At 42.7% G+C, this 12,488-nt stretch carries 10 protein-coding genes; 7 read left to right on the top strand and 3 right to left on the bottom strand.

Features of this window, described 5'->3' with window-relative positions; all coding sequences use genetic code 11:
* Positions 1 to 25 precede the first annotated feature (25 nt).
* The gene (gene pssA / locus CTT31_RS09680; RefSeq protein ID WP_010604911.1) at positions 26 to 1,351 is read right to left on the bottom strand and encodes a CDP-diacylglycerol--serine O-phosphatidyltransferase; all 1,326 of its coding nucleotides are present in this window, start codon (positions 1,349 to 1,351) and stop codon (positions 26 to 28) included.
* A 286-nt stretch (positions 1,352 to 1,637) separates the two neighbouring features.
* Between pssA and trxB the strand changes: the two genes are divergently transcribed.
* From trxB to infA, 4 genes are all read left to right on the top strand, one after another.
* A complete protein-coding gene (trxB, locus tag CTT31_RS09685) occupies positions 1,638 to 2,591 on the top strand; it encodes a thioredoxin-disulfide reductase (RefSeq protein ID WP_017217521.1) in 954 nt (317 codons plus the stop codon).
* Positions 2,592 to 2,680: 89 nt separating this feature from the next.
* Positions 2,681 to 3,397: a leucyl/phenylalanyl-tRNA--protein transferase gene (gene aat, locus CTT31_RS09690; protein ID WP_130164205.1), complete on the top strand. Its 717-nt coding sequence runs from the start codon at positions 2,681 to 2,683 to the stop codon at positions 3,395 to 3,397.
* A complete protein-coding gene (locus tag CTT31_RS09695) occupies positions 3,390 to 4,121 on the top strand; it encodes an arginyltransferase (protein ID WP_222240608.1) in 732 nt (243 codons plus the stop codon). The genes aat and CTT31_RS09695 overlap by 8 nt, the downstream gene beginning before the upstream one ends.
* A gap of 304 nt (positions 4,122 to 4,425) precedes the next feature.
* Positions 4,426 to 4,644 (top strand): translation initiation factor IF-1, encoded by a 219-nt coding sequence (gene infA, locus CTT31_RS09700; protein WP_002962494.1) that lies wholly within the window; start codon positions 4,426 to 4,428, stop codon positions 4,642 to 4,644.
* Positions 4,645 to 5,923: 1,279 nt separating this feature from the next.
* Here infA and clpA read toward each other — a convergent pair.
* A complete protein-coding gene (gene clpA / locus CTT31_RS09705) occupies positions 5,924 to 8,188 on the bottom strand; it encodes an ATP-dependent Clp protease ATP-binding subunit ClpA (protein WP_211857655.1) in 2,265 nt (754 codons plus the stop codon).
* Positions 8,189 to 8,216: 28 nt separating this feature from the next.
* Complete coding sequence (clpS, locus tag CTT31_RS09710; protein ID WP_010379297.1) at positions 8,217 to 8,534, bottom strand: ATP-dependent Clp protease adapter ClpS; 318 nt, start codon at positions 8,532 to 8,534, stop codon at positions 8,217 to 8,219.
* 199 nt (positions 8,535 to 8,733) lie between these two features.
* Between clpS and cspD the strand changes: the two genes are divergently transcribed.
* The 3 genes from cspD to CTT31_RS09725 all read left to right on the top strand — a co-directional run bounded on the left by cspD (position 8,734) and on the right by CTT31_RS09725 (position 12,444).
* Entirely contained in the window at positions 8,734 to 8,952 is a 219-nt protein-coding gene (cspD, locus tag CTT31_RS09715; RefSeq protein WP_010379294.1) for a cold shock domain-containing protein CspD, read from the top strand.
* 492 nt (positions 8,953 to 9,444) lie between these two features.
* Positions 9,445 to 11,664, top strand: coding sequence for an NADP-dependent isocitrate dehydrogenase (locus tag CTT31_RS09720; protein ID WP_260491181.1), 2,220 nt, complete (start codon positions 9,445 to 9,447; stop codon positions 11,662 to 11,664).
* A 111-nt stretch (positions 11,665 to 11,775) separates the two neighbouring features.
* Positions 11,776 to 12,444 (top strand): pseudouridine synthase, encoded by a 669-nt coding sequence (locus CTT31_RS09725; protein ID WP_211857659.1) that lies wholly within the window; start codon positions 11,776 to 11,778, stop codon positions 12,442 to 12,444.
* Positions 12,445 to 12,488: the final 44 nt, after the last annotated feature.

Raw genomic sequence — 12,488 nt, forward strand, 5'->3', positions numbered from 1 at the left:
CTTTTTAAAATTATCAGCTCTTGCGTTAAATAAAACGCTTGATAATAAAGTCGACTTTCACACGCTTGGCCTGACCAAGGAGTTTTTTCACCGGTGCTGGATAATCCGCTAGTGTCTCGAGATCATCGTGGCTTTCGATGCGACGGCAATGTTTTAAGATCTCTTGCTTTTCCAACTCAATTTGAGGCAACAACGCTTTGTCGGGATCTTCTATTAGAATGCCATTTTCAATATCTAACCCCCACGCTCTTGGGTTGAGGTTATGACCACTCATTAAATGCGTATCGCCATCTTTGCTCACTCCCTTCAAGTGAAACGAGTTGTTGCCATCTTGCCACAGATACACATCCAGCAATCCGGCAGTTATGAAACGGCGTTGCGACTTGATAAATTTATACAAAATGGTTTCGTACAAATAAGGAAGCGCACCAATTCGGCTAAATGGCTGCTCTGGACTGATATAGAAATCATTTGCCGTTTTATCCCCCACCACTATTGTCACCTTTTTACCTGTTTTCAGTAAACGACGTAGCGAGCGCAGTAGAGGAGCCGGAAAATTGAAGTAAGGAGTGTAAAGTACTAACTCTTGTTCTGTGGTATCGAAAAGCGCCTTAATAAGACGGTTTAGCTTATTAGTTCTACGACCAAAACCTAAAAATGGACGAACCGTTAGACCTTCCCGACTGTTCGCCTTGGAAATATCATAACTGGCCTTTTTCAACTGTTTCATCAGCTGTTTTTGCTCAGTACGAATGTCGAGTAAAGTAGGTAATGGGCGGATGTCGAGTCTAGGTACTGCGTCGGACGCTATCAGCACTTGATCGGTAAAGTGGCAAAAGCTATCCGCGAGCTGTGCTTGTTTAATCACAAAGTAGCGGTCTAGGCGGTATTTTTCATCATGATGCAAGTAGACATTATTTAAACTAGCACCGCTATAAAGCAGGATGTCGTCAATAACAAAGCCTTTTAAATGCAACACACCAAAAAGCTCTTTTGCTTTTACCGGCACACCATACACTTCAACTTGAGTACCTAGCTGCTCTTTTAAATCACAATATAGCTTGGCGTTGCCTTCTGACTTTTCAGCACCAATGAGGCCACGTTGCGCACGGTGAAAATCAACCAACACTTTTACCGTTAAGTCTGGATTTTGCTGTGCAGCCTCGTGCAATGCGTGCAATATCTCACGACCTGCCTCATCATCTTGAAGATAAAGTGCGGTGATATAAATACGCGTTTTTGCCTGTGAGATCAGTTGTAAAAGCGTCTGATGATATTGCTTAGCATCAGTTAACACCTCACAATCTTGTGCACTTAACCCAAAGCCTGGGGTATTCTGCCAAAATGCCATATGTACCTTTTCAATTAGGCTATCAACTCTTGATAGCAAAACAAAATTCTCTAAAACATATCAAAAAAAAAACCTGAGGTCATGAAATACTGCTGTTTTTTGCTAGTCCAGAACAAGATTGCTCAATCTGTAGTCGATTTAAAACAAAACAGTACAAATTTTTTGACAACTTGCCAATTTATACCAAATCGGATTACGGTTTTTTATTTACTTCCCTATTGAATTACATAGAATCGAACAAACTTTTGCTTAATAGCATTTTTTAGAATTTAGTTAGGAAAATTACATGAGCGATGCAAAACACTGCAAACTGTTGATTTTAGGTTCGGGTCCTGCAGGCTACACTGCCGCGGTATACGCAGCACGAGCAAATTTAAACCCAGTATTAATCACAGGTATGCAGCAAGGTGGTCAGCTGACTACAACAACTGAAGTCGAGAACTGGCCTGGTGATGCACATGGTTTAACGGGTCCAGCACTTATGGACCGTATGAAAGAGCATGCAGAGCGCTTTGAAACTGAAATCATTTTCGATCACATCAACAAAGTTGACGTGACGAAACGCCCTTTCACACTCACTGGCGATCAAGGTACTTATACTTGTGATGCGTTAATCATCGCAACAGGCGCATCTGCTAAATACCTTGGTCTAGAGTCTGAAACAGCGTTCCAAGGCCGTGGCGTATCTGCTTGTGCGACTTGTGATGGATTTTTCTATCGTGGTCAAAAGGTTGCGGTCGTCGGTGGTGGTAATACCGCGGTTGAAGAAGCACTTTATCTATCAAACATCGCTGAAGAAGTACATGTTATTCACCGCCGCGATTCTTTCCGCAGTGAGAAAATTCTTGCCGATCGCCTAATGGATAAAGCAGCGAATGGTAATGTTGTGTTACATCTAAATCGCACACTTGATGAGGTGCTAGGTGATGATATGGGTGTTACTGGTATTCGTATCAAAGATACTGATTCCGAAGCGACAGAGCAACTTGATCTTGCTGGTGTTTTCATCGCGATTGGTCACAAACCAAACACAGATATGTTTGAGGGCCAGCTAGAGATGAAAGATGGTTATTTGGTTGTGCAGTCGGGCCTAAATGGTAACGCAACACAGACCAGTGTTGAAGGTGTATTTGCAGCAGGTGATGTGTCTGACCACATTTACCGTCAAGCAATTACCTCTGCTGGTACAGGCTGTATGGCAGCACTAGACGCTGAGCGCTTCTTAGATAGCCAAAAATAATAGATAAATGGGTCGGTCTAGACTGACCCTCTTCCCTCCTTGCCTTAATTTGCTATATTGAAATAAATAACAATCTTGTAGTTTGTTCAATGATCCAACAACTGTTCCACCTCGCTTGCGATGACTTTCGTTTTCCGCCAAATCACTATGCCTTATCTGAACCAGATGGACTGCTTGCTATTGGTGGTTGTTTACAAGTAAAACGTCTGAAAAACGCTTATGCCAATGGGATCTTTCCTTGGTTCAATGAAGGTGAGCCAATTATGTGGTGGAGCCCAAGCGAGCGCGGCATTTTGGAGCTTCAAGATTTTCACTGTGGTAAAACACTAAGAAAAGCGCAACGTAAACTCAGTCCAACCGTCACTATCAATACCGCCTTTTCACAAGTGATTGAAGCTTGTAGAAATCAACGAATGGCCGCTGAAGGAACTTGGATCACAAATGCGATGTTGGCTGCGTATCAGCAAGCGCACATTCAGGGGTTAGCACATAGTGTGGAGATATGGGATCAAGGTAACCTAGTTGGCGGGCTATATGGCATCATGCAGTCTGGTGTATTTTGTGGTGAATCTATGTTCCACACCTTACCTAATACGTCCAAAATGGCGATGTGGGCACTGGTAAATTGGCTCAAAGCCCATCAGGCACATTTTATTGATTGCCAACTTGAAAATCCTTATTTAACAAGTTTGGGATTAAAAGTTGTACCAAGGAGCGAGTTTTTGACTAGACTTAAATTGGCGGATCGATTTGAGATCCCATCATCAATGTGGCAGCCTCAGGAGTTGAAAGCTATCTATGAATGAACACTTTCCTTCTAAAATCGGACTGAGCCAACAATTTAGTTGTAGTTATTTACCTGAGCAGAAGGAACAGTTACTGGTTATTCTAGACCCAAATTGTTACAGCCCAGATAGATTTGAACAATTGTTAGCATTAGGGTTTCGCCGCAGTGGAGACCAGATTTATCGTCCACACTGTCCCGCATGCTCAGCTTGTCAATCAGTAAGAGTATTAACTCAAGAATTTAAACCGAGTAAATCTCAAAAACGCAAACGCAATAAATTAAAGCAAGATTATCAGCTAGTTATTAGCCACCAGGAGCGTCCTGAATACTATCCGCTATACGAAAAATATATCAGCCTACGTCACAGCGATGGCTCTATGTACCCACCTAACCGTCTCCAGTACGAAAGCTTCTTATTTTGTCGTTGGATGAACATCGTCTTTATCGAGCTATGGCACAAAGATAAATTAATTGCAGTAGCCGTCACTGATTCAATGCCTTATTCATTGTCTGCTATTTATACCTTTTTCGATCCTGAGTATGAATCACTAAGTATCGGCACTATCATGATCATGGCTCAGCTCGAACAGGCAGCGAAACAAAATAAACCGTACTTGTACTTGGGTTATCAAATCGACGACTGCAAGAAAATGCGTTACAAAACCCAATTTGTTCCAGCACAAAAGCTAGTTAAAGATATTTGGCAAGATATTGATCCGGATGTCTCACAACCTTGTGCTTAATACCTAGTTTTCCTGCATACGTTTGCTCAAATGCAGGAATACACCTCCTTTTACACCACAACTATCCTATAGCATGGACAAAAAACATGCGTTACTAGCAGACTTTCCTATGCTAGAATGTCGCCCTTGCCTATCAACAAGGCTCCAGATTTTGAAATGCGTTAGGAATAGAAGCAAAAAACTTTGGTAAAACTGGCTGAATAAATGACCAAATTAACAAAAAATCAGCTTGTAACTTTACTTATTCCCCGCTTTTGGGCAAAATCTGCATCGTTTAATTTAACCAAGAGGTGATACGCTACACATGGCGAAAGAAGACGTAATTGAAATGCAAGGCACGGTCCTTGACACGCTACCAAACACAATGTTCCGTGTTGAACTAGAAAATGGTCACGTGGTTGTTGCACATATTTCTGGAAAAATGCGCAAAAACTACATCCGTATTTTGACTGGTGACAAAGTTACTGTTGAAATGACGCCTTACGACCTATCAAAGGGACGTATTGTCTTCCGTGCTCGTTAATCTGCGTGTGTAGATTTATACTAAGTTGATGCCGTAAACTCGTTGATACCCAAGCGACTTCAACATACTGATGTTACTTAGGTATACCAAGTTCATTCAAGCAATTAGTATACACGAACGACTAGCACTGAGTTTGAGAGACGATAATGCCGCATCAAACTGAGTGATAACAAAAAGCCCAGCTATTCTGGGCTTTTTGTCATGTGAAACTTTTTATTCTAACCCCAACGTTCAAAGGGATCATCATCGTCTTCCGTGCTCGTTAATCTGCGTGTGTAGATTTATACTAAGTTGATGCCGTAAACTCGTTGATACCCAAGCGACTTCAACATACTGATGTTACTTAGGTATACCAAGTTCATTCAAGCAATTAGTATACACGAACGACTAGCACTGAGTTTGAGAAACGGTGATGCCGCATCAAACTCAGTGATAACAAAAAACCCAGCGATTCTGGGCTTTTTGTCGTTTGAAGCTTTTTATTTTAACCCCACCGTTCAAAGGGAGCATCATCGTCTTCCGTGCTCGTTAATCTGCGTGTGTAGATTTATACTAAGTTGATGCCGTAAACTCGTTGATACCCAAGCGACTTCAAATGCTGATGTTACTTAGGTATACCAAGTTCATTCAAGCAATTAGTATACACGAACGACTAGCACTGAGTTTGAGAGACGATAATGCCGCATCAAACTGAGTGATAACAAAAAGCCCAGTTATTCTGGGCTTTTTGTCGTTTGAAGCTTTTTATTTTAACCCCACCGTTCAAAGGGAGCATCATAGTCTTCCGTGCTCGTTAATCTGCGTGTGTAGATTTATACTAAGTTGATGCCGTAAACTCGTTGATACCCAAGCGACTTCAACATACTGATGTTACTTAGGTATACCAAGTTCATTCAAGCAATTAGTATACACGAACGACTAGCACTGAGTTTGAGAGACGATTATGCCGCATCAAACTGAGTGATAACAAAAAGCCCAGCGATTCTGGGCTTTTTGTCGTTTGAAGCTTTTTATTTTAACCCCACCGTTCAAAGGGAGCATCATCGTCTTCCGTGCTCGTTAATCTGCGTGTGTAGATTTATACTAAGTTGATGCCGTAAACTCGTTGATACCCAAGCGACTTCAACATGCTGATGTTACTTAGGTATACCAAGTTCATTCAAGCAATTAGTATACACGAACGACTAGCACTGAGTTTGAGAGACGATAATACCGCATCAAACTGAGTGATAACAAAAAGCCCAGCAACGCTGGGCCTTTTATAAATACTTCAGAGGTTTTATGCTGACACCGCTTCCGTTTGGTAATCAAAGGACAACTTGTTGTCTTTCACTGTAACTTTCACTGTCCCACCATCAGACAAATGACCAAACAAGATTTCATTGGCAAGTGGCTTTTTCAGGTTGTCCTGAATAACCCTCGCCATTGGACGAGCCCCCATTGCCTTGTCGTAACCCAGATCTGCCAGCCAATCTCGTGCTTGCGCCGTAAGTTCCAGGTTAACCGATTTCTTATCAAGCTGCGCTTGCAATTCAACAATGAATTTATCAACAACTTGCAAGATAACTTCTTTCTCTAGGTGGTTGAACCAAATGATGTTATCCAAGCGGTTTCTAAACTCTGGTGTGAACACCTTATTGATTTCTACCATGGCATCATGAGAGTAGTCTTGCTGCTGGAATCCAATCGATTGACGAACAGTCTCTTGCACACCCGCATTTGTTGTCATCACCAACACAATGTTTCTAAAGTCTGCCTTACGACCATTGTTGTCTGTTAGTGTACCATGATCCATAACCTGCAACAGAATGTTGTAGATGTCTGGGTGCGCTTTCTCTATTTCATCGAGCAACACCACTGCATGAGGATGCTTGATTGCAGCCTCGGTCAACAGTCCACCTTGCTCAAAGCCAACGTATCCCGGAGGCGCACCTATTAGTCGGCTAACAGCATGGCGCTCAGAGTACTCAGACATATCGAAGCGAATAAACTCTATGCCCATACACTTAGCAAGTTGCTTGGTTACTTCGGTTTTACCGACTCCTGTAGGACCTGCAAACAAGAATGAACCTACAGGCTTGTCTTCATTAGCAAGACCAGAGCGTGATAAGCGAATTGCTGATGTTAACGCGTCAATCGACTCATCTTGGCCAAACACCAACATCTTCAAGTTACGATCAAGATTCTTGAGCGTTTCTTTATCACTAGATGACACGCTTTGCTGTGGAATACGCGCCATTTTAGACACAATCGCTTCAATGTCCGACACATTAATCGTTTTCTTACGTCTTGAAGTTGGCTGTAGCCTTTGACTGGCGCCCGCTTCATCAATGACATCGATTGCTTTGTCAGGCAAATGGCGCTCATTGATATATTTAGCGCTCAGCTCAGCTGCCGCTTTTAACGCTTTTTGCGTGTAACGAATACCGTGGTGCTCTTCATAACGCTCTTTCAAACCATGTAAAATCTTAGTGGTATCTTCGACGCTTGGTTCAACCACATCAATTTTTTGGAAGCGGCGCACTAATGCTCTATCTTTCTCAAAAATATTCTTGAATTCAGAATATGTTGTTGAGCCCATACAGCGAAGCTGTCCACTCGATAATAGTGGCTTGATTAGATTAGACGCATCCATCACACCACCTGAAGCAGCGCCAGCGCCGATAATGGTATGGATTTCATCAATAAATAATATCGCATGAGGTTTCGATTGAAGTTCTTTTAGTAGCGCTTTAAAGCGCTTCTCAAAGTCGCCGCGATATTTTGTACCCGCAAGTAATGCCCCCATATCCAGTGAGTAAACCACTGCATCGGCAATTACATCGGGTACCTGATTATTGACTATGCGATACGCTAAACCTTCAGCAATCGCGGTTTTACCAACCCCCGCTTCACCAACGAGTAATGGGTTATTTTTCTTACGACGGCACAGTACCTGAACCGTACGCTCAACTTCCTCATCACGACCAACCAGCGGATCAATGCGTCCAGATTCCGCTTGAATATTTAGATTAGAAGTGAAATTTTCCAGCTTGGTTTTCTCTTCCTGTTGCATTTCACCGCTATCGTCATGCATTTCTTCATGATCTTCTTGCTCGTGATCATCTTCAATCTTAGAGATACCATGACTAATGAAATTAACGATATCCAAGCGGCTCACGTCAGCCTTTTTAAGTAAATAAACAGCTTGGCTTTCTTGCTCAGAAAAAATAGCAACAAGTACATTTACCCCAGTCACTTCTGAGCGACCAGAGGATTGAACATGGAATACAGCGCGTTGTAGCACACGTTGAAAACCAAGTGTCGGTTGTGTTTCTCTGTCTTCCTCTAAATCAGGAATAACAGGCGTAGTTTCATCAATAAACTCTGATAACTCGCGCTTCAAGGTATCCATATCGACACCACAGGCATCTAGCGCCTCACTAGCAGAAGGGTTATCGATCAATGCAAGTAATAAATGCTCAACCGTCATAAATTCGTGACGGCGAGAACGAGCCTCGCGAAACGCGGCATTAAGAGTAAGTTCTAAGTCTTTGTTTAGCATTGGCAACCCCCAACAAGAAATTTATAGGTCATTCCTGCTCACAACTACAGAGCAGCGGGTGCTCGTTGTCACGAGCATATCGGTTTACCTGCTCAGCCTTAGTATGGGCTATGTCAGCAGGGTATACTCCACATACCGCTTTTCCCTTGTGATGCACTTCAAGCATCACCTCAGTTGCTCTCTCGCTATCCATATTGAAGAATGTCGTCAATACCTCGACAACAAAATCCATGGGCGTGTAATCATCATTATTCAAAATCACTTTATATTTTCGCGGCGGTTGAAGCTGCTGCTTCTGTTCCTCGCGAACGGCGTCCAATACACCAGAATCTTTTGTCCCACTCATAATAAATATAGTCTTGTCTTATATACTCAAGCAAATAGATTTGAGAAATAAATAAAATGTTAAAAAAAAGAGCAAAAAACTTGACTGCTTGCTCATATAAACTACAGTCTTACATGACTGTCTAATCTATGGGCAGTTTAGCAAAATTAAAAGAGTAGATTAACTTTAATTTAGTCAACTTATAGAAGGATGTAGAAGTATGGCTTGCGGAAAAGTCAAATGGTTCAATAACGCCAAAGGGTTTGGTTTCATCGTAGAAGACGGCAGTGACGAAGATATCTTTGCTCATTACTCAACGATTGTAATGGATGGATACAAGACGCTTAAAGCTGGTCAGGATGTATCATTCGAGCTACAACAAGGACCTAAGGGTCTACACGCAACCAACATCGCTCCAATTACGGAAGATGTTGTATAAGTGTTAAGTAGTTTTTGGCTAAAGCGGGTTACATGAGTGCTCGCTTATTCCTCTCTTTGAATCGCTCCACCAAATCTAAAAGAAATTTTCAGCCTTTCCTTATATCAAGTTTGTTATAACTTTTCACTTTTGCACTTTAAATTTAATAATTAGCCCCCATATGCAAACACTGTTAGACTAAAGCACGCTTGCAAAGTCAATTTCAGGTTGGTTAGATATTGCTACTTTGATGCATTTCAATGCTGAATGAATACCAGTTATTGTGATAAGCCAAAAGTATAAATACCTAACAAACTTGCTAATGCTGCGCTACCTAGACATCGATTCTAACGAGGATTGTCGAGGTTTTTTGCATCTTTCACTAATCGCTTAGTGAACTGGTCCAGTTTAAACCGGCTACAACAACACGTTGTTGAGTGTGAAAATTGCGTTGCTTAGTCCTATTAGCAATTGTTGAACGGCGTAACAGCCCACAACTATCTAGGAATGATGATGACATCGAAAATTATCTATACCAAAACAGATGAAGCCCCGGCTCTCGCAACTTACTCGCTATTGCCAATCATCCAAGCATTCACTAAGCCTGCAAATATCGAAGTTGAAACTCGCGATATTTCACTTGCAGGACGTATCATTGCGACTTTCCCTGAGTACTTAAAAGAAGAACAACGTATTGGTGATGCACTCGCTGAGCTAGGTGCACTTGCTAAAACGCCTGAAGCTAACATCATCAAGTTACCTAATATCAGTGCTTCAATTCCACAACTTCGTGCAGCGATTAAAGAATTGCAAGCTAAAGGTTACGCGCTCCCAGAGTATCCTTCTGAAGCCAAAACAGACGAAGAAGCCGATATTAAAGCACGTTATGACAAAATCAAAGGCAGTGCAGTAAACCCTGTACTTCGTGAAGGTAACTCAGACCGCCGTGCCCCAACTTCAGTCAAAGGCTACGCTCGTAAAAACCCGCATTCAATGGGTGCTTGGTCTAAAGATTCACAGTCTTATGTTGCATCAATGGCTGACGGTGACTTCTTCGGTTCTGAACAGTCGGTAACGGTTACTGAAGCGACTGATGTTCGTATTGAACACGTGGCGAGCAATGGTGACATCACCGTACTTAAACAAAGCACACCACTACTTGCGGGTGAAATCATTGACGCCTCTCGTATGAGTGTACAGGCACTACGTGAATTCTTAGCAGCGCAAGTACAAGAAGCAAAAGATAAAGGCGTTTTATTCTCGCTACACATGAAAGCAACCATGATGAAGGTGTCAGATCCAATCATCTTTGGTCATGCTGTAAAAGTATTCTACAAAGACGTATTCGAAAAGCATGCGGCGACATTTGCTGAAATCGGTGTTGATGCAAGCAACGGTGTTGGCGACGTGTACTCAAAAATTGAGTCGTTGGACGACGCGAAGCGCAAAGAAATCGAAGCTGACCTTGCAGCAGTTTACGAGACAGCACCTGATATCGCGATGGTAGACTCAGACCGTGGTATTACAAACCTGCATGTACCTAGTGACGTGATCATCGATGCATCAATGCCTGCTGCCATTCGTTCAAGCGGTCAGATGTGGAATGCTGAAGGTAAACAACAAGATACTGCTTTTGTGATCCCTGATCGTTGCTACTCAGGTGTGTACGGCGCAACTATCGATTTCTGTAAAGAAAATGGTGCATTTGACCCACGTACTATGGGTACAATTCCTAACGTCGGTCTAATGGCACAAAAAGCGGAAGAGTACGGTTCACACGACAAAACGTTTGAAGCTCCATCAGCTGGCACAATCCGCGTCGTTGATGCTGCGGGCAACACTTTACTTGAGCATACCGTTGCTGAGGGCGACATCTGGCGTATGTGTCAGGTGAAAGATGCACCGATCAAAGACTGGGTAAAACTAGCGGTTAACCGTGCTCGCGCAACGAATACACCTGCCGTTTTCTGGTTAGACGAAGCCCGTGCTCACGATGCTGAACTTATCAAAAAGGTAAACGCATATTTGCCTGAGCATGACACTGATGGCCTTGAAATCCTAATCAAAGCACCAGTAGATGCAACACTATACTCACTAGAGCGCATGAAAAAAGGCGAAGATACTATTTCAGTAACGGGTAATGTGTTACGTGACTATCTAACTGACCTATTCCCAATTTTAGAGCTTGGTACCAGTGCAAAAATGCTATCTATCGTTCCACTAATGAATGGCGGTGGTTTATTTGAAACTGGTGCGGGCGGTTCTGCGCCAAAACACGTACAACAGTTCGAAAAAGAAAACCACTTGCGTTGGGACTCGCTAGGCGAATTCCTTGCACTGGCTGCTTCTTTTGAGCATTTGAGCCAAACAACGGGTAATGCTAAGGCACAAGTACTTGCAGATACATTAGATGCAGCAACGGCTAAATTCTTAGATGAAAACAAGTCACCTTCACGTAAAGTGAAAGAGCTTGATAACCGTGGTAGCCATTTCTACCTTGCAATGTACTGGGCTCAAGAGCTTGCTGCACAAGACAAAGATGCAGAGCTGAAGGCTAAGTTTGAAAATGTTGCTGCGGAACTAACAGCAAAAGAAGCCGATATTGTTGCAGCACTGAATGAAGCACAAGGTCAAGCAATGGATGTTGGTGGTTATTACCAGCCAGAAGATGACAAAGCGTTCGCAGCTATGCGTCCTTCTGCGGTATTTAACGACGTATTAGCGTCACTGTAATCTTCGGATAACAGTCAAAAAGCGGCCCAAGGGTCGCTTTTTTGCTTTCAGGCGACACTCGTGAGCAATTACGCTAAAATGCCATTTTTCGTGAACCTTAGGAATGTGGCGATGAACACAAGTAGTAGAGCCCGCACAAATAACAAAAGAAAATCACATGCTAACAAGCCCGCATTCTCTAGACACACCACAACGCGGAAAAAGCCAATAACTAACCGGCAGTCAAAACCCGCCCTACCGCCAGAGCAAGTAAAAGTCGTTCTATTTAATAAGCCTTTTGATGTTTTGTGTCAGTTTACTGATGATCAAAATCGTCAAACATTGGCTGATTTTATTGATATCAAAGATGTGTATGCAGCAGGTCGCTTGGATAGAGATAGTGAGGGACTATTGCTACTGACCAACTGCGGTAAATTACAAAACACCCTGACTTCTCCTAAAAAATCGACCTATAAAACCTACTGGGTTCAGGTCGAAGGAGAGCCAAGTAGCGAAAGCCTAAATGCGCTTAGAAACGGTGTAGAACTAAAAGATGGTCCAACTTTACCTGCCAAAGTAGAAGTAATAACTGAGCCCAATGTTTGGCCACGTAACCCGCCGATTAGAGAACGCAAAAATATCCCGACAACCTGGCTTTCTATTTCCATCAAAGAAGGACGCAATAGACAAGTTCGTCGTATGACGGCGCATATTGGTCATCCCACGCTTAGACTTATTCGCGCACAAATAGGCAAATATAGTCTGGGCGATCTTAAAAACGGTGAATATCGAGTGCTTTAGCATTTCCTACTAGGACTTTTCTCCTGCGCTTGAACGCCTCACGG

It is taken from the genome of Pseudoalteromonas maricaloris (assembly GCF_024746855.1).
Taxonomy (GTDB): Bacteria; Pseudomonadota; Gammaproteobacteria; order Enterobacterales; family Alteromonadaceae; genus Pseudoalteromonas; species Pseudoalteromonas maricaloris.